The 19,512-nt window shown below is 35.9% G+C and carries 11 protein-coding genes; 5 read left to right on the top strand and 6 right to left on the bottom strand.

The genetic code is table 11. From position 1 onward, the window contains the following. The first annotated feature begins 97 nt into the window (after nt 1-97). Both EV144_RS09590 and EV144_RS09585 read left to right on the top strand, forming a co-directional pair. Nucleotides 98-1,714: a S8 family peptidase gene (locus tag EV144_RS09590; protein WP_134148311.1), complete on the top strand. Its 1,617-nt coding sequence runs from the start codon at nt 98-100 to the stop codon at nt 1,712-1,714. 62 nt (nt 1,715-1,776) lie between these two features. Then, nucleotides 1,777-3,657 (top strand): M1 family metallopeptidase, encoded by a 1,881-nt coding sequence (locus EV144_RS09585; protein WP_134148309.1) that lies wholly within the window; start codon nt 1,777-1,779, stop codon nt 3,655-3,657. A 72-nt stretch (nt 3,658-3,729) separates the two neighbouring features. Here the strand turns inward: EV144_RS09585 and EV144_RS09580 are convergent, their stop codons facing one another. Beyond that, nucleotides 3,730-4,668: an L-threonine 3-dehydrogenase gene (locus tag EV144_RS09580; protein WP_134148308.1), complete on the bottom strand. Its 939-nt coding sequence runs from the start codon at nt 4,666-4,668 to the stop codon at nt 3,730-3,732. 303 nt (nt 4,669-4,971) lie between these two features. Here EV144_RS09580 and EV144_RS09575 point away from each other — a divergent pair, with 303 nt between their 5' ends. From EV144_RS09575 to EV144_RS09565, 3 genes are all read left to right on the top strand, one after another. Next, nucleotides 4,972-5,574 carry a hypothetical protein gene (locus tag EV144_RS09575; RefSeq protein WP_134148306.1) on the top strand — a complete coding sequence of 201 codons (603 nt, stop codon included), beginning with the start codon at nt 4,972-4,974 and terminating at the stop codon, nt 5,572-5,574. Further along, nucleotides 5,567-8,932 carry a transcription-repair coupling factor gene (gene mfd, locus EV144_RS09570; protein WP_134148305.1) on the top strand — a complete coding sequence of 1,122 codons (3,366 nt, stop codon included), beginning with the start codon at nt 5,567-5,569 and terminating at the stop codon, nt 8,930-8,932. Before EV144_RS09575 ends, mfd begins: the two co-directional genes overlap by 8 nt. A 136-nt stretch (nt 8,933-9,068) precedes the next feature. Then, entirely contained in the window at nt 9,069-9,647 is a 579-nt protein-coding gene (locus tag EV144_RS09565) for a DUF5683 domain-containing protein (protein WP_410501175.1), read from the top strand. A 142-nt stretch (nt 9,648-9,789) separates the two neighbouring features. Here EV144_RS09565 and EV144_RS09560 read toward each other — a convergent pair whose 3' ends face one another. The 5 genes from EV144_RS09560 to EV144_RS09540 form a co-directional block, all read right to left on the bottom strand. Further along, the gene (locus EV144_RS09560) at nt 9,790-12,906 is read right to left on the bottom strand and encodes an Ig-like domain-containing protein (protein ID WP_134148303.1); all 3,117 of its coding nucleotides are present in this window, start codon (nt 12,904-12,906) and stop codon (nt 9,790-9,792) included. Between the two features lie 253 nt (nt 12,907-13,159). Beyond that, complete coding sequence (locus EV144_RS09555; RefSeq protein ID WP_166670555.1) at nt 13,160-15,337, bottom strand: glycoside hydrolase family 97 protein; 2,178 nt, start codon at nt 15,335-15,337, stop codon at nt 13,160-13,162. 52 nt (nt 15,338-15,389) lie between these two features. Next, nucleotides 15,390-16,769 carry an alpha-amylase family glycosyl hydrolase gene (locus tag EV144_RS09550; protein ID WP_134148302.1) on the bottom strand — a complete coding sequence of 460 codons (1,380 nt, stop codon included), beginning with the start codon at nt 16,767-16,769 and terminating at the stop codon, nt 15,390-15,392. A 105-nt stretch (nt 16,770-16,874) separates the two neighbouring features. Further along, the gene (locus EV144_RS09545; RefSeq protein WP_134148301.1) at nt 16,875-17,987 is read right to left on the bottom strand and encodes a SusE domain-containing protein; all 1,113 of its coding nucleotides are present in this window, start codon (nt 17,985-17,987) and stop codon (nt 16,875-16,877) included. 9 nt (nt 17,988-17,996) lie between these two features. Then, on the bottom strand, nt 17,997-19,511 hold the full coding sequence (locus EV144_RS09540; RefSeq protein WP_134148299.1) for a RagB/SusD family nutrient uptake outer membrane protein: 1,515 nt from the start codon (nt 19,509-19,511) through the stop codon (nt 17,997-17,999). Between the last annotated feature and the right edge of the window lies 1 nt (nt 19,512).

Here is a 19,512-nt window from a genome sequence, read left to right as displayed (position 1 = left end):
AGCATCAAAATATCATAAGGCATTGTTAATCGTTAGTTTTTTGTAACAAAAAAGTATAATTTAGTCGCAAGTTTTAACTTTACATTAAAAAGATTACATGAATCATATAAAATCAAATACCTTATCTGCTTTTGCATTACTTGTATTAGCAAGTTGCGGAGCGACTTTACAAGCACAAGTTTCAACACCTAAAGAAGCACTTACAGCACCTTTAGTAATTGTAAAAAAAGCCCCAGTTTCAGAAAATGATCTAAAAAGATGGAGCCATCTTGATTTAGTAAAAGATACTATTCCCGGAATGAGTGTAGATAAGGCTTACGCCGAATTACTACAAGGTAAAACAGGTGTAAAAGTAATTGTAGGGATTGTAGATTCTGGTGTAGATATTGAGCACGAAGATCTAAAAGGAATGATCTGGACGAATCCTAAAGAAATTGCAGGCAACGGAATCGATGATGATAAAAATGGTTTTATTGATGATGTTCACGGATGGAATTTCCTTGGAGATATTGTACACGAAAATCTGGAATTAACCCGTATCATTAAAAAAGGAGATGATGGATCTGCACAATACAAAGCAGCTTTAGCAATGTACGACGAAAAATCTAAGAAGGTTCTGGAAGACAAACAACAGGTTGACTTTTTATTAGATGTGCATAATACTATCAAAAAAGAGTTAAATAAAACAACTTACAAATTAGAAGATTTAAGCACGATTACTTCAACAGATCCAAAAGTGGCCAGAAGTAAAATGGTGATGACTCAAATTTTTGGAAATGCCGGACCAACTTTTGATCCAGAAGCAGATTTAGAAGAATACAGAGAATCGGTTTACGATCAATTCAACTATAATCTAAACAAAGATTTAGACAGCAGAAAAATATTAGGCGATAATCCAGATGATATTAAAGACAATCATTATGGTAATAATATTGTTTTTGGTCCAGACAAAGAAAAAGCACTTCACGGAACTCACGTTGCCGGAATTATTGCGCAAGTTCGAGGTAATAACTTAGGTGGTGACGGAATTACAAACAATGTTGAAATCTTAACCGTTAGAGCTGTTCCAGATGGTGACGAATACGATAAAGACATTGCATTGGCAATTCGTTATGCTGTAGATAACGGAGCAAAAGTAATCAACGGAAGTTTTGGAAAAAGTTTTTCTCCGCACAAAAAATGGGTTTATGATGCTATCAAATATGCCGCGAAAAAAGATGTTTTAATTGTACATGCAGCCGGAAATGACGGTTATGATATTGATAAAACAGAAAATATCAACTTTCCAAATGATGCAGAAGACAACGTAAAAGAATTTGCAGATAACGTCCTTACAATTGGAGCAATCAATAAAGAGTACGGACAAAATGTTGTAGCCGCATTTTCTAATTTCGGAAAAATAAACGTTGACGTTTTTGCACCGGGAGAAGAAATTTACGCAACAGTTCCTAACAATAAATACAAATACTTGCAAGGAACTTCTATGGCATCGCCAAATGCAGCTGGAGTTGCGGCTTTAATTCGTTCTTATTATCCAAAATTAAAAGCATCACAGGTAAAACACATCTTGATGGATTCTGGAGTTTTGCTTCCTGCAAATGTAGCATTAGGAGAAGAACACGAAGTAAAACCATTAGCAGAAACCTCTAAAACAGGTAAAATGGTAAATGCTTACAATGCATTAATCATGGCAGAAAAAATGTCAAAAAAATAATTACAATACAATACTAATCCAATGGAAGAGTGTAAGCTCTTCCATTTTCTATTATAATAAATATGCATAAAATTATTCTACTTTCTTTTTTGAGTTTTGGTTTAAACGCAGCTTTTGCACAAAACGCTCCATATTGGCAGCAACACGCCGATTATAAAATGGAGGTATCGATGGATGTAAAAAACTATCAATACAAAGGAAAACAAGAGTTAGTATATACTAACAATTCTCCTGATACACTTAGAAAAGTTTTCTATCATTTATATCCAAATGCCTTTCAACCAGGAAGTGAAATGGACGCACGTTTACATTCCATAAAAGATCCGGATGCGAGAATGGTAACCAAAATTAAAGATGATGCTGGAAAAGAAACCAAACAAAGTAGAATTGAAACTTTAAAACCAAACGAAATTGGATTTTTAAAAATTATCAACTTCAAACAAGATGGCGTTACGGCTAAAACCAGAACTTCAGGGACAATCTTAGAAGTAACTTTGGCGAAACCAATTTTACCTAATTCTAAAACTACTTTTACCTTAGATTTTGACGGACAAGTTCCAGTACAGATTCGTCGTTCTGGACGTAATAATTCAGAAGGAATAGAATTATCTATGTCGCAATGGTATCCAAAATTGGCCGAATTTGATTTTGAAGGCTGGCATGCAGATCCTTATATAGCAAGAGAATTTCACGGAGTTTGGGGTAATTTTGATGTAAAAATTACAATAGACAAAGAATATACAATAGGAGGTTCAGGATATCTTCAGGATAAAAATGAAATCGGACACGGTTACGAAGATGCCGGAGTAACAGTTACTTATCCTAAAAAAGCAAAAACATTGACATGGCATTTTATCGCGCCAAACGTACACGATTTTGCGTGGGCTGCAGACAAAGATTATGTACATGATGTTGTAAAAGGACCAAACGATGTCGACTTACATTTCTTCTACAAAAACACACCAAAAGTTGTAGAAAACTGGAAAAAAGTAGAACCAATAATGGTTAAAGTAATGGATTACTATGATCATAGAGTTGGAGCATATCCGTACAAACAATACTCTTTTATTCAGGGCGGCGACGGCGGAATGGAATATGCAATGTGTACTTTGATGCTAGGAAACGGAACTGTTGACGGAATTGTTGGAACAGCTACACACGAATTAGGACACTCTTGGTTTCAGCATATTTTAGCTTCAAACGAATCTAAACACCCTTGGATGGATGAAGGTTTTACAACTTATATTCAAAACGGTGCGGCAAACGAATTAAAAGGAGATAAAAAAGAAGTAAATCCATATAAAGGAAATTATGCTGCTTATTACAGTTTAGTAAATTCTGGAAAAGAACAGCCACTAACAACACACGGTGATCGTTACGAAGAAAACAAATCTTACAGTATTGCTTCTTATATTAAAGGAAGTATTTTCCTTTCGCAATTGGAATATGTAATCGGAAGAGAAAATGTTGACGCGACATTGCACAGGTATTTTAACGATTTCAAATTCAAACATCCAACACCAAACGATATCAAACGATCTGCAGAAAGAGTTTCTGGAGCAGAATTAGACTGGTATTTAGTAGATTGGGCACAAACAGGAAATACAATTGATTACGGAATTAAAGACGTAGCCGATAATGCCGGAAAAACTACAATAAGTTTAGAAAGAATTGGAAGAATGCCAATGCCTATTGATTTAACTGTAGAATATACAGACGGAACTTCAGAGAGTTTTTACATTCCGTTAAGAATGATGAATTTCATTAAACCAAATCCAAATCCGAATGTAAAAAGAACAGTTCTTGAAGACTGGGCTTGGGCACAATCGAACTACAGTTTTACAATCGATAAAAACAAAACAGCAATCAAAAAAATCACAATTGATCCAAGCGGATTAATGGCGGATGTGAAACCTGCAAATAATGTTTTTGAAGTAAAATAATCTTCATTTTAAAACATAAAAAAAGTCCCGTTTATTTTAGACGGGACTTTTTATTTTATAGCAATTCAATATCTAACTCAAATGCTCTAGCATATCTTTAGTCATAGATTCAAGATCAAAAGTATGTTTCCAGTTCCAGTCTTCTCTTGCAGAACTGTCATCAATACTTGCAGGCCAGCTGTCCGCAATTTTCTGACGGAAATCTGGATTATACGTAATCTCAAATTCAGGAATATGTTTTTTAATTTCGGCAGCAATTTCAGTTGGAGTAAAACTCATAGCAGCCAAATTATAAGACGAATGTATTTTGATTTCTTCAGCCGGAGCTTTCATAATATTAATCGTTGCTTCAATCGCATCATCCATATACATCATTGGCATTTTGGTTTCAGACGATAAAAAGCACTCGTATTTTTTATCGGCAATAGCCTTATAGAAAATATCAACAGCATAATCTGTAGTACCACCGCCCGGAGGAGTAGACCAGCTGATTAAGCCCGGATAGCGAATACTACGAACATCAACACCATAAATATTATGATAATATTCGCACCATCTTTCTCCTGCTTGTTTACTAATTCCGTAAACGGTAGAAGGTTCCATAATAGTATATTGTGGCGTATTTTCTTTTGGAGTTGTTGGTCCAAAAACAGCAATACTAGAAGGCCAGAAAATCTTCTGAATCTTTTTTGCTTTCGCTAAATTTAAAACGTGAAAAAGAGAATTCATATTCAAATCCCATGCAAAAGCAGGATTCTTCTCCGCCGTAGCAGAAAGAAGCGCCGCCATCAAATAGATATCGGTAATTTTATGAACTTCAACAAGATGTTCAATTTGGTTAAAATCTAAAGCATTGACCACTTCAAAAGGACCAGAATTAACAACGTCCGTATTTAATTTTCGGATATCAGAAGCAATAACATTTTCTGTTCCGTACAACTTGCGTAATTTTTGAGTCAGTTCTGTCCCAATCTGACCGCAAGCACCAATGATCAATATTTTTGGATTCATTTTTTGTAATTTTTAGAGATACAAATATAACGTTTTCGCAAATAAATACGTTTTTTAATAGATGAAATTATAAATTTAACAACAATGAAGTTTGTTTTTTGGATTATTCGCCATCATAAATTTTCTGCTATTTAATTTTAAAAGAATTTTAGCCGTAGATTTCACAGATTATTTTACTCACACAATAAAAAATCATTTTAATCTGTGGCAAAAAAATAACCTTGATTTATAAAATCTTTAGCAAAAAACAGAATTCATAATTGTAAATTTACTTTGTAACTTTGCGACTTAACGTTTTACCAGATGAAATATAAAATATCTCTTTTTTTGCTTTTGATTTTTGTGCTGCATTCCTGTCAAAATGCAGATGAACAGCGCATTGCAGAAAACTTAAAAGAAGCCAAAAAAAAGGAAGTTATCTTTAATAATATCAATAAAGGCTGGGTCTTTATAGAAGAGCCAATCAACGAAGTTTCTGAAGAAAATGTTAGAAATTGGACAGAATGGCGCGATTTCTTAAAAGAAATTGGAGACAAACCAAGAAAAACAATCGGAGCATTTCAGAAAAAGTCAACTGCGATATCAAAAAAAGCAATGGCTTTAAACAATAATATTCCGGCAACATTCAATCAGCCTCAAATCAGAAGCCGTATTTCAATTTTGATTACCAAAGTTAAAATGCTGGATTTATTTATTCATTTAAGTAAAATTCCAGACGAAAAAGTAACTTTTCTCGTTGGAGATATCAATAAAGAATTGGTTTCGTTAGAAAGACAAATGGACAAATTGGTTGAGAAAAGTAAAATACCAAAAGAAGAAGGAGAAGCTGATTTCTTAAAAATGTTAGACACAACAAGAGCCATAAAAAGCGAAATTCCGGTCGATAAAAATTTACAAGTTGAGTAAAAACGCCTTATATACAACATACGATAATTTACCAAAAACGCAGCAAATTGCGGCGCAGTTATTAGAGCAGAATCAGGTAAAAATGCATCTCGGCGGTTTGCTGGGATCTGCAGTTTCATTTGTTATTCGTTCTGTTTTTAAAAAAACAGAACTTCCTTTTCTGATTGTTTTAGACAATAAAGAAGAAGCTGCTTATTATTTAAACGATTTAGAACAAATGATTGGTGAGCAGGATGTATTGTTTTATCCTGCCTCTTTCCGTCGTCCATACCAAGTTGACGAAACCGATAATGCCAATGTTTTATTGCGTGCTGAGGTTTTAAACCGAATCAATTCCCGTAAAAAACCAGCCATAATTGTTACGTATCCCGAAGCGCTTTTTGAGAAAGTGGTAACCAGAAGAGAACTCGATAAAAACACATTAAAAGTAGCTTTAAACGATAAAATTTCGATTGATTTTATTAATGAAGTTTTGTTTGAATACGAATTTAAAAGAGTCGATTTCATTACAGAACCCGGCGAATTTTCGGTTCGTGGAGGAATTGTCGATGTATTTTCTTTTTCAAACGATCATCCGTACAGAATAGAGTTTTTTGGAAATGAAGTTGACAGTATCAGAAGTTTTGATGTAGAAACCCAATTGTCTGTAGAAACACATAAAAAAATCACGATTATCCCGAATGTCGAAAACAAGATATTTCAGGAAAACCGCGAAAGCTTTTTAGATTATATTGCCGAAAGAACCGTTATTTTTATTCAAAATACAGACGGACTTTTTTCTCAATTAGACAAACAATTTACAAGAGCCGAAGAAGCTTTTGAGAAACTTTCGAAAGAAATAAAACACGCCGAACCTGAGAAATTATTCTTAAATCAAGCTGCCTTTATAAAACGTGCTTTAGATTTTTCGATTGTAGAATTGGCATCTAAACCCATTTTCAAAACCACAAAAAGTTTTGAATTTCACATGCAGCCACAACCTTCATTCAATAAACAATTTGATTTATTGTTGAATAATCTGAGTGACAATCATTTTAACGGATACAAGAATTATTTATTCTGTTCTAATGAAACGCAGGCAAAACGTTTCCACGATATTTTTGAAAGTTTAGACGAAGCCAATTCAGAGAATATCCGAAAACAATATCACACCATTGTACTGCCATTGTATCAAGGTTTTATCGATGAAGAAAACCAGATTACAGCTTACACAGATCACCAGATTTTTGAGCGTTATCATAAATTCAACATCAAAAACGGTTATTCTAAAAAACAGAATATTACGCTAAAAGAATTGACCGCACTTTCTGTAGGCGATTATGTAACGCATATCGATCACGGAATCGGGAAGTTTGGCGGTTTGCAGAAAATTCAGGTAGAAGGAAAAACGCAGGAAGCCATAAAATTAGTGTATGCTGATAATGATATCGTTTATGTAAGCATTCACTCGCTGCATAAAATCTCAAAATACAACGGAAAAGACGGAACACCTCCAAAAATATACAAATTAGGTTCGAACGCCTGGAAAATTTTAAAACAAAAAACCAAAGCGCGCGTCAAACATATTGCATTCAATTTGATTCAGTTATATGCAAAACGTCGTTTAGAAAAAGGGTTTCAGTTTGCGCCGGATAGTTATTTGCAGAACGAATTAGAAAGTTCGTTTATTTATGAAGATACACCAGATCAAACCAAATCGACAGCAGAAGTAAAAGCCGATATGGAAAGCGATCGCCCAATGGATCGTCTGGTTTGTGGCGACGTAGGTTTCGGAAAAACAGAAGTTGCCATTCGTGCTGCTTTTAAAGCCGTTGATAATAGTAAACAAGTTGCCGTTTTGGTGCCGACGACTATTTTGGCCTATCAGCATTTTAGAACTTTTTCGGAACGATTGAAAGATATGCCGGTTACAATTGGTTATTTAAACCGATTTAGAACGGCAAAACAAAAAACGCAAACGCTAAAAGATTTAGCTGAAGGAAAACTAGACATTGTAATAGGAACACATCAATTAGTCAACAAAAATGTAGTTTTTAAAGACCTTGGTTTATTGATTGTTGATGAAGAACAGAAGTTTGGGGTTAACGTAAAAGACAAATTAAAAACGATTGCTGCGAATGTTGATACACTGACATTAACCGCAACGCCAATTCCGAGAACGCTACAGTTTTCGTTAATGGCCGCGCGCGATTTATCCGTAATTACAACGCCTCCGCCAAATCGTTATCCGATTGAAACGAATGTAGTTGGTTTTAATGAAGAAATAATTCGTGATGCGATTTCGTATGAAATTCAGAGAAACGGACAAGTTTTCTTTATCAATAATAGAATCGAAAATATCAAAGAAGTTGCCGGAATGATTCAGCGTTTGGTTCCAAATGCAAGAGTAGGAATTGGTCACGGACAAATGGATGGCGCAAAACTGGAAGAATTGATGTTAGGTTTTATGAACGGAGATTTTGATGTTTTGGTCGCAACTACAATCATCGAAAGCGGATTGGACGTTCCGAATGCCAACACAATTTTCATTAACAATGCCAATAATTTTGGATTATCAGACTTACACCAAATGCGCGGGCGCGTTGGGCGAAGCAACAAAAAAGCATTTTGTTATTTTATCTGTCCGCCGTATTCGTCAATGACAGAAGATGCCAGAAAACGTATTCAGGCGTTGGAGCAGTTCAGCGAATTGGGAAGTGGTTTTAACATTGCGATGAAAGATCTTGAAATTCGAGGCGCAGGAGATTTATTAGGCGGTGAACAAAGCGGTTTCATTAATGAAATTGGTTTTGATACGTACCAAAAAATCATGAACGAAGCGATTGAGGAATTAAAAGAAAACGAATTCAAAGATTTGTATCCGGAAGAAAATGATATCGAAACCAAAGAATACGTAAAAGATCTACAAATCGATACCGATTTTGAGCTCTTATTTTCTGATGAATATATTAATAATGTTACAGAACGTTTGAGTTTATATAATGAATTAGGTTCCGTTAAAAACGAAGCGGAATTGGTTATTTTTCAAAACAAATTAGTTGACCGTTTTGGTCCAATGCCTCCGCGCGCTAATGCCTTGATGAATAGTATTCGCATAAAATGGATTGCGACAAGTGTAGGTATTGAGAAATTAGTCATGAAAAAAGGCAAAATGATTGGCTATTTTGTTGCCGATCAACAGTCAGATTATTATCAATCTAAACGTTTTAATAAGGTTCTGAAATTTGTCACTACACACAGTAATCTTTGCCAGATGAAAGAAAAACAAACTCCCAATGGTTTAAGACTTTTATTGACTTTTGATAATGTAAAGTCTACTAAAAGAGCTTTAGAATTGATGGAGTTGTTGGGGGAATAATTTTTTTAGTTGCCACGAATTTCCAATAATTCTATTTTAAGATTAAATTTTAATTCGAGGTAAAAAACTAAATCAAATATTAGGTTTTATTTGTATTTTATTTAAGAAAATACTTAGAAACAAAAAGGTTTCTTTGATGAAAATTTTCAAAGAAACTTTCATGCAATACCACTTCATTATACTCTTTTTATTTTTTGGATTAACTATAACTTTTGCTCAGGAAAAGAATCAAATTATTGCAAATGATACTTTAAAATCAGAAACAATTGATCCTTTGCGTCCAGCAAAAGCGTCATTTTACTCGGCAATACTTCCCGGATTGGGGCAAGCCTATAATAAGAAATATTGGAAAATTCCTTTAGTTTATGGAGCAATTGGAACCAGTGTTTTTCTTTATCTTGACAATCAGAAAAGCTATACTCTTTATCGGAATGAATATAAAAGCAGACTTGCAGGAAACACAAGTAATTCTGAATATTTAAAGAGTTTAAGTGAAAGCCAATTGATAACGGCGCAAAAAGGGTTTCAACGAAACAGAGATTTATCAGCGCTTTTTATCGTTGGTTTTTATGTCTTAAATATTATTGATGCTAATATTGACGCTGCTTTATCGCAGTTTAATGTAAGCGAAAAATTAGCATTTAAACCAGTATTAAATCTCAATGAAATAACATCAAAGAATGATTTTGGATTTGCTCTGAATTATTCATTTTAAATTTTTTTTTGCCACGAATTTCACGAATTGTCACAAATTTCTTTTTATACATTCGTGTTAATTTGTGTAATTCGTATCAAAAAAACTATAAAAAAGGCGCATGAAATTTTCATGCGCCTTTTCAATTTATAAACTCAAATTCTTATTTCACAATCAGTTTTTTTGTCACATTAAATTCTTTCGAATTAATATTGACAACATACAAACCTTCGGCTAAATGATGGTTAATTTGTCCTGAAGAAGAAAGGTTTTGAGTTAAAACTGTTCTTCCGTTCATATCTGAAACGATAATTGCAGCAGAATCTCCATTTTCTAATTGTGGCAATAAAACATGAAATTCATTATTTATAGAAGGATTTGGATAAATGCCAATTACTTGTTCCGTTTCTGAAACATCAGTAATTTTCAGCGCCGATTTTGCTGTTCCAACTGTTGTTGGTTCCAATTGCCATTGCGCGCTAAACCATCCATCTTGAGAATTTCCGTATTGTGCAGAACCCGTTTGATTTTCAATATGAATAATATTTCCAGACTGCCATCTGTTTCTAAGTCTTGTCCAGGTTCCGTCTATGTAATCGCTAGACCATTGTGCGCTCCAGAAAGTAGTGTCTGTAATGTTACATTGTACAGATCCCGTTTGGCCTTCGATATTGATTAATTCTCCGGTTGCTACATTTTTCAATACAAAATAAGTAGCGTCAATTGCGATTTTCTGCCATTTGTAATTGTTGCCAGAAACAGTTGTTCCGTAACCCACATTTGTTCCTGCATCAGATAAATAAGCACCTGTCCATCTGTTTTTTATCGTGAAATAACTGCCTCCGGTTGAGGTTGTTGAAACCGTAACCGCACAAGAACTTGTTTTGCTTCCGTCAACAGTGGTAACGGTAATGGTTGCAGTTCCATTTGCGACAGCGGTAATTAAACCAGAAGTATTTACAGTTGCAACACTAGTATTGTTTGAACTATAATTTACCGATTTATTTGTAGCATTAGAAGGAAGAACAGTAGGAGTTAATTGCTGTGTTCCGCCAACATTTAAAGATGCTGAAACTGGGCTCAAACTTACGCTTGTTACCGCAACACCAGTTCCCGGATTAGAATCGTACCAAGTATTATTCATGTACCAGCCTGTTTTATTTCTACTTAAATCGGCAGTTTGACTAGTTCCGTCATTAAAAATTAAGTTGGTCGAAGTTACATTTGTAAAAGTATAACTGTACCAGCCATTTCCTGAATCAGTCATGTTTACGCCCGGCCATGTTGCGTTGGCTAAAACTCCGGCTGGTAAAGCACTCCAATAATAAATTTTAATTCCAGTTCCCCAATTAGAAGGTTTATAGAAATAAACCGTAAAATTAGTATTCGGATTTACAGTTATGGCAGCTGACGCTGTTTTGTTTCCGTCTTGTGTTGTCGCTGTAATCATGACCGATCCTGAAGTAACTGCTGTAACCAATCCAGATGAATTTACGGTTGCAATTGCATTGTTGCTCGAAGACCATGTTACATTTTTGTTCGTAGCATTTGCCGGAGCAATCGTAGCAGCAATTTGTTGTGTATTGCCCGCATACAAACTAACCGAAGTTGGCGAAACACTAACTGAAGCAACTGGAATTGCAGCAACAGTTATAGCGGAATTTGCGGTTTTATTTCCGTCAACTGTTTTTACTGTAATTGTGGTTGTTCCTGCACTTACAGCTGTAACTAAACCGTAAGCGTTTACAGTAGCAACAGCTGTGTTGCTGGATGTCCAGGTTACATTTTGGTTGGTTGCATTTGCCGGAGCAATTACACCATTTAATTGTTGTGTTGATCCTAAACCAACTGTTGCTGTTGTTGGGTTTACAGAAACACCTGTAACGGCAACAACCGGAACATTAGCATTCGTTAAAACCAAATATTCGTAAGCAGCAAATGTTCTCGTTGCACCGGTTGTTAAAGTTACCGAGGCATTGTTGTTATAAGGATTAACGTAAGTTCCTGCCAAAGCAGCCGGAATTACATACGATTTTGAAGCATTTCGTAAATTAGACATTACGATTACTTTTTCTGATCCTAAGGTTTTGGTGAAAATACTAATATCGTCGTTGGCATACATCGTTAAATCTCCGCGTCTGATGGTTGCACTGCTCGTTCTGAAATTTAGAATTTTAGCGAAATCGGCCGCTGCAGTTGGATTTTGAGACCAGTTGAATTTAAAGTTCGTCCAAGGCCAATCAGTCTTTGGTTCGTAATCGATTTCCTGTCCGCTCATTAAAAAAGGAACACCTTTCATATAAGCAGAAACTAAGAAGTTAGCAACGATTCCGTTATGGTTGTTGAAGATTACAAACGGTCTTTGTACACCATTATCATTCGTGTAAGTATCGTGATTTCCGGTGTAACGAACGGCTTGATTGGAGCCTGTTGCGTTTACATATTCGTAATCATTAATAGTTTGAAAACGCTGCGAAACGGGACCGCCGGCTGCCACATCTTTTAGGGCATTCCAAAACCATCTGTCACCAAAATTCATGTCGAATCCGGCTGTAAAGTTGGCTTGTCTGTCGCCTTCGGCAAGCATTAATAATTTGTGAGAAGTAATTCCTCGAATGTTTCCGATTACTTCTGACCAGAAATCAAGCGGTGGATTATTAGCATAATCACAACGATATCCATCTACGTTTGCTGCGAGAATCCAATAACGCATAGCATCTTTTATCGCATTTCGCGTAGCAGAACTGTTAAGGTCAAGTGCTGCAATATCAGAGAAGTTTCCTAATTGCTGAATTGTTGTACCGCTTCGTAGATAATACTCAGGATGCGAGGTTGTCCAGGCATTGTCCCAAGAAGTTCCGTTGATGGCGATGTCCAGAATAACTGCCATTCCGCGACTGTGTGCGCCGTCTACTAAGGTACGCAAATCAGAAAGCGAACCATATTCTGATCCTACGGCTTTAAAATCTTTAATACAATAGGGCGAAGCTGAACTCCGCGAATCGGTACCGTGCGGGTAAATGGGCATTAAATAAATAACATTGGTTCCGAGTGCTTTTATATTGTCTAAACGGGCGGTTACTCCGGCTAAATTTCCGTTGGCACTAAACGGACGAATATGTACCTGATACATGTTTACATCTCTTGTGTCGGGCACGCCGGCAAAAGGTGTTCCGTATTGAGCGGGATCTTGTGCATACAGGGAACTTGCAAATAATAATAGAAAACAGAATACAGTTTTCGTAATATGAAATAATCTTGTGGTAATGTTGATTTTCATAATTTTTCGTTTTTTGTATGCTTGTCAGCATCTTCAACTAAAATTCATTCTCACTCGCATTGTTTTAAAATTTGACAAACATTTTGTGGTTAATAGTTTTCAATAGTAAGTTTTTAATTTTTGCCTGAGTTTAGGCAATAGTTTTCCTGCCACGAATTGCACGAATTACACCAATTTTATTTTTCAATTAGAATAAATAGCAATTGGTAATTCGGGAAATTTGTGCAATTCGTGGCAAAAAAAACTTAGTAATCTATAATTTTTTCAATCCTTTTAATTCTGAAGCATTGCCTTCTTTAATACTTATCGCAACTCCTCCTCCTGGAGCCAGATATTGTTTTAAAATTGTTTTTGAGGTAATAACAACTTTACTAACCGTGTATTTTTGAGGGTTTTGGTTCCAGTTTGCTTCTTTAGCATCGGCGTAGATAGTGGCAATGAATTTTTTTCCAGCTGGCAGATAATCAAAAGTAATGTTGGCTGTTCTTGAATTTTCATCGGTTATTCCACCAACGAACCAAGCATCTTTTCCTTTTGCTTTACGGGCGATTGTTACGTAATCTCCAGGTTCTGCTTCAAGCACATAACTGTTGTCCCAATCTACAGCAACGTCTTTGATGAATTGAAAAGCATCTGGAAAACGCTCGTAATTTCCCGGAATATCAGCTGCCATTTGCAACGGAGAATACATCGTTACGTAATACGCCAATTGTTTTACCAAAGTTGTATTGACGCGTTGTGTACTTCCTGTTCCGTAATATGAAAGATCGGTTTGGAAAATCCCCGGAGTGTAATCCATCGGGCCTCCCATTAATCTTGTAAAAGGCAGGATCGTAGTATGATCTGGTGCTAAACCTCCCATAGATTCAAACTCAGTTCCTCTTGCAGATTCTTGTGCAATCCAGTTCGGAAAAGTTCTGTTTAAACCCGTTGGACGAACGGCTTCGTGACTGTCAATCATAATTTTATAATCGGCTGCACGTTTGGCAACGTTGATGTAATGATTGACCATCCATTGTCCGTCATGGTGTTCGCCACGCGGAATAATTTTCCCTACATAACCTGTTTTTACAGCATCATAACCATTGTCATTCATAAACTGAAAAGCACGATCCAGACGACGCTCATAATTGGTTGCAGATCCAGAAGTTTCGTGGTGCATGATAATTTTCACTCCTTTTGAAGCTGCATAAGCATGAACCGCTTTTACATCAAAATCCGGATAAGCTGTTACGTAATCAAAAACTTCTTCTTTCCAGTTTCCAATCCAGTCTTCCCAGCCAATATTCCAGCCTTCAATAAGAATCGCATCAAATCCATTTTTAGAAGCAAAATCAATGTATTCTTTTGCACGTTCTGTTGTAGCGCCGTGTTTTCCGTTTGGCGTTAATTTCGAAAAATCATCCGTCAATTTTACATTGTTTTCTTTTCCGAAAGCCCACGTACTTTTTCCGGCAACAAAATATTCCCACCAAATTCCGATGTATTTTACAGGTTTTATCCACGAAACATCTTTGTAATTGGTTGGTTCGTTAAGGTTCAGAATTAATTTTGAAGCCAAAATATCTGTCGCTTTATCACTTACTACAATCGTTCTCCAAGGCGATTGTGCATCGGTTTGCATGTAACCTTTGTTTCCAACTGCGTCTGGTGCCAAATGGCTGTGCATTTTGTATGTTGCAGCATCCAATTCCAGATACATTGCCGGATAATTGATTAATCCCGCTTCGTGAATGTTGATATACAATCCGTCATCAGATTTCATCATTGATGGCGTTTGTACGGCTAGTTCTTTTATCGGCCATTGCGAATTGATTTCGATCGTCGCTTTTTTCATCAGCGAAGGAACTTCAGAAATTTTAGAAGTTGTGTACGCGTATTCGTTGGTGTCATAATCTCCCGGAATCCAGAAAATTTTATGATTTCCAGCCAATTGAAATTCAGTACGTTCTTCTTTTATTACAAAATAACTTAAATCATTTTGCTTCGGAAATTCATATCTAAAACCCAATCCGTCGTTGAATAAACGAAAACGGATTCTAATATATCTGTTGTTATTTTTCGCCTGCGCTAAAGTGACAACCAATTCGTTGTAATTGTTGCGTATTGTTTTTTCTTCACCTAAAACCGGATTCCAATTTTCATCAACAGAAGATTGTGCTGTATTTGTTACGGTAAAACCATCCAAAAACGAAGGCATATTTTGCAGTTCTAATCCCAAAGAACTTGGTTTAATAACGGCTTTTTGTTTATATGATAATTGGTAAGAAGGAATTCCTCCATCTTTTAATTCAAATTTTAAAGAAAGATTTTTGTTTGGTGAAGTGATCTCCTGTGCCTGAATCCATACGGAGTTGGCAAGAAGAAAAACACACAGGACAGCCGTTTTGCTTAAAGATTTAAGCAATGCTTTTTTGGATTGAAAATTCATGGTATTTATATTTTTTGCAAATCTAACTTAATTTTTAAAGTTGCGTAGGTAATTAGTTTTTCAATACTATATATTGAAACGGCAATAGGGTAGTTTCGCTTCCAAGAGTTACTGCAGTTCCTGTAAAAGCATCTTTCCATGTTCCTTTTAACGCAGGAGAAACTAGATATTTTACAGTTCCACTTGTTAAATTAGAAAGGACAAGTACTTTTTCAGTATCTTTTATCATTGTAAAAGCACTTAAGGCATCGCTGCTATACCCTGTATAAGTTCCCGTTTTAATAGCATTGCTTGTTTTTCTAAAAGCAATTATTTTTTTGTATTCTGCCAGCATATCATTATCTGCTGTAGACCAGTCAATAGGAGTTTTAGAGAAATAATTAAGTCTTTGTGCATATCCAATTTCCTGTCCGTTATAAATCATCGGAACAGATTTTAAATAAGAAGCAACAACAAAAGCAGCTATAGATCCTTTTTTACCTCCAAAGAGTTCAAGAGACGTACCATCTGTTAGGTTTACGTCGTGATTACTGGTATATCTTACTACTTTATTATCTGCATTATATGTATTTGCATATTCAGTAGCATTTGAAGTTTGTAATGTTGAAGCAGATAGACCGTCTTTGAATACTTTTTCTAAAGAACTGAAAAAATTAAAGCCAAAAGTATAATCAAAGCCAGAAACAAAATGGCTTACTTTTGAACCTTCAGCCAGCATTAATATTTTCTGATTTTTTTTAATACTTCTTAGTTTTGTAATGGCTTCTGTCCAAAAACCAGGAGCTACGAAATCGGCATAATCACATCTGAATCCATCAACATTTGCTGAATATATCCAATAAGACATAGCATCAATCATTGCAGCTTTCATTTCACTATTATTAAAATCCAATTGAGCAACATCATTATAATTAGTTCCTGGAGGAATTGTAATGTTGCCGTTTGCATCTTTTAGGTACCAATCCGGATGTTGTGTTATCCATGCATTATCCCAAGCAGTATGATTGGCAACCCAGTCTAAAACTACTGCCATATTTTTTTTGTGTGCTTCTTCAACCAAAACCTGAAGGTCTTGCAGCGTTCCAAAATCTGGATTTACAGCTTTATAATCTTGTACGGCGTACGGAGAACCCAATTCGCCCGAAGCTTTTACTTTTCCAACAGGATAAACAGGCATTAAATAGATAACATTTGTTCCTAATTCCTGAATTTGAGAAAGTCTTTCCTGAACACCTTTTAAAGTTCCTTCCTGACTAAAGGCACGAATATTTACTTGGTAAATGATGGCGTCTTCTTTATTTGGCATTTTTTCGAAAGCGGTTCCATATTGTGTATATGGCGAAGGCGGGGTAGAATCACTATCTGATGAACTACACGAAACAAATGCCAATGCAAGTATTAATGTGTATATGATATTTATATTTGATTTCATATTTGTAGAATTTGATTTAATACGCTGCGAGTTTAAGATAGCCTGCCTTTCGCTCAAAAAAGGCAGGTATCACTCAAACTAATCTAGCTATATTACAATGTTAGATTATTTTTTAACGATAGTACAGGTTGCAGTTGCAGGATAACCTGTAGTTGCAGGATCTGTTTCGTTTATTGTAAAAGTAACTTCATACGTTCCTGCTTCACCAATGGTATAAGAACCGCCATTGTCAAGATTAATCGTATTGGTAGAAGGATCTGCTGGACCATAGTTTATTGTCCAATTATCATTTAGCCTGAATTTTAATGCTCCTGCTAAAAGGTTGGCAGTAATTTTCCATGTTTTGGTTTTATGATCGTATGACATTGGTACAGAATGATTCCATCCGTAGTTAGCATCTCCTGCTGTTTGATCAGCTGTTGCAGATGCTGGTCCAACGATTCCCCATGCATATGGTGTGGCTGTCCATTTTAGAGTGTTTAAGTTTACTTTGATTTGATAAGAACCTACTTCAGGAAGTGCAAAATCAGTATCACTCATATCCTTTAAATCAGAATTAGTTGCTCCAGCTCCATAAAATTGTGCCCAGTTTCTTTCTTTGTTAAGTTTAAATCCAAGCCCTTGTCCAGCCGGAACAGTCATGTAGCCCTGATAAATTCCTTTTTGAATAGCAGTAAGTGCAGCAGCTGTTTCAATGCCCCATCCCTGGTAACTTCCCGGCATGTATATTTCGCCAAAAACAACACTTCTTTCAAAAGGAGTTACGCTAAGAGTAACAGTATTGGAGTAAGTTTTATGATCTAAAGAAGCTTCTACACGAACGACTAATTTTCCTTCTTTTTCTGGTAAAAGACCTAAGTCTACCGCTATTTTGTTTAAGTCTTTACCCAGAATGGCTTTGCTTAAAACATCTTCACCAACTTCGATTCTCTTAGATTTTTGCCAGGCAGTTGGACCAGTAATATCAGCTACTACATCAATTTGTAAAGCATATGTAACGGGCGCATCAACAGGAAAAGTTACTGCCGGCCATGAAACAAGTGCGACAGAATTATCTTGTGTGTCTTCTGTTAATACTAATGTAGTTGCAGAAACTTCAATATTGGTTGGAAAAGTAACTGTTTTTAAAGTCGTTACTGTAGCGTTTTCCGTTTCACAGGATGTCCCTAAAAAAAGTAAACTTCCTAATACGAATAATTTATTTATATATTTTTTCATAATAGTTTTTTATTGTGGGTAGCCCGGATTTTGTTTTAGCGTTTTGTTCGCATTTAAAGCTGAGGTTGGAATCGGGAATAACTTTCTAAAAGAAGGTGATTCTGTTCTGAATTCGTTTGCTAATAAAAATTTATTAAAACGAATCATATCTTGTCTTCTGTGTCCTTCCCAGTTCAACTCAAATCCTCTTTCGTTGTAGATATCGTCAAGAGTTGGGTTTGCATCCAATGCATTTAAACCTGCACGTTGTCTGATGGCATCAACAAAAGGTTTTGCTGCACCAGAATTTCCTAAACGAACATTACATTCAGCCATCATTAAAATTACATCGGCATATCTAAAAATTGGGAAATCATTAGAAGCTCCGCCTCCCGTATTTGCTCCGGCAGGATAAAATTTAATATCACGAACTCCAGCTTGCGGATCTGCTCCCGGAAGATCTATAGAAGCAACATCCAGCGTATAATTAATACCTCCTGGCTGTTCTCCGGCTAAAAACTGTTTTTTACGAATATCGTTATCAGCATATTTTAGATAAAATTGCTTAGGAACAATAGTACCATTCCAACCATTATATGGAAGTGCTGCTATTCCGTGAGGGCCATATAGACTTCTAACCGCATAAACATTACGGGATAAAACGTCTATAGTAGCGTAAATAGATAAAATAGTTTCGTCCTGAGGAGAAACATCTCCAAATAATTCATAGTACTTGTTTCCAAGAGGGCTTGAAGCATCAGCAGCACCCGAATGAAGTGTAAATCCGCCTTCGCTTACTTTGTTACAAGCTGCTAAACAATCTGCCCATTTTGCTTCACCGGTGTAAACTTCAGCATTCAGATAAACTTTTGCCAGTAAGGTATAAGCGGCCCATTTGTTGAATCTTCCGTAGTATTCGCCGCCTTTGGTATTAGAAAGTAATTCTGCGTTGTCTTTCAGTTCTTTTGCCACAAAATTATAGACTTCTTTTCGGCTTGCCTGCGGAATTTGATCGGCAGGGGTAGTATTATCCGTAAAAAAAGGAACATCTCCAAAATCATCAATTAATAAATAATAGAAAAAAGCACGTAATGTTTTAGCTTCTGCAATTTTTGAAGCATCGGCATTTGATTTTTCTAATTGCTGTATTGCTAAATTGGCTTTAAAAATACATCTGTACAACCAGTTCCAGGTATTGTTGATAATACCTTCGGTTGGCAGCCAGCCATGTTTGTGAAAACGTGCAAAATCCTGCTGCCAGTTACCATCGTTTCTATGAGGAATAACCTGTTCATCAGATGACATACAGTTCATATCATACCAGCCATTATCTGCTCCTGCATAACCAACACCATTGTAACCGTCTCTGGTAAATTCGCCCGGAATTTGGGCATAAACGCTTGCCAGCAAACTATTCGTTCCTTCTGGAGTGGCGTAAAATTCATCTGCAGGATATTGATCGTAAATATTTTCACTAATATCGGTGCAGCTAAACAAGGCAAGGAAACATACACTTCCTGCCAATACTATATTTTTGATTTTCATT

The sequence above is a fragment of the Flavobacterium sp. 270 genome (assembly GCF_004368785.1).
Taxonomy (GTDB): domain Bacteria; phylum Bacteroidota; class Bacteroidia; order Flavobacteriales; family Flavobacteriaceae; genus Flavobacterium.
This window is presented reverse-complemented; position numbering and strand designations above follow the sequence as displayed.

Coding starts and splice junctions, on each gene's coding strand:
- EV144_RS09590 (WP_134148311.1), top strand. CDS start 98: ATGAATCATATAAAATCAAATACCTTATCTGCTTTTGCATTACTTGTA.
- EV144_RS09585 (WP_134148309.1), top strand. CDS start 1,777: ATGCATAAAATTATTCTACTTTCTTTTTTGAGTTTTGGTTTAAACGCA.
- EV144_RS09580 (WP_134148308.1), bottom strand. CDS start 4,668: ATGAATCCAAAAATATTGATCATTGGTGCTTGCGGTCAGATTGGGACA.
- EV144_RS09575 (WP_134148306.1), top strand. CDS start 4,972: ATGAAATATAAAATATCTCTTTTTTTGCTTTTGATTTTTGTGCTGCAT.
- EV144_RS09565 (WP_410501175.1), top strand. CDS start 9,069: ATGAAAATTTTCAAAGAAACTTTCATGCAATACCACTTCATTATACTC.
- EV144_RS09560 (WP_134148303.1), bottom strand. CDS start 12,906: ATGAAAATCAACATTACCACAAGATTATTTCATATTACGAAAACTGTA.
- EV144_RS09555 (WP_166670555.1), bottom strand. CDS start 15,337: ATGAATTTTCAATCCAAAAAAGCATTGCTTAAATCTTTAAGCAAAACG.
- EV144_RS09550 (WP_134148302.1), bottom strand. CDS start 16,769: ATGAAATCAAATATAAATATCATATACACATTAATACTTGCATTGGCA.
- EV144_RS09545 (WP_134148301.1), bottom strand. CDS start 17,987: ATGAAAAAATATATAAATAAATTATTCGTATTAGGAAGTTTACTTTTT.
- EV144_RS09540 (WP_134148299.1), bottom strand. CDS start 19,511: ATGAAAATCAAAAATATAGTATTGGCAGGAAGTGTATGTTTCCTTGCC.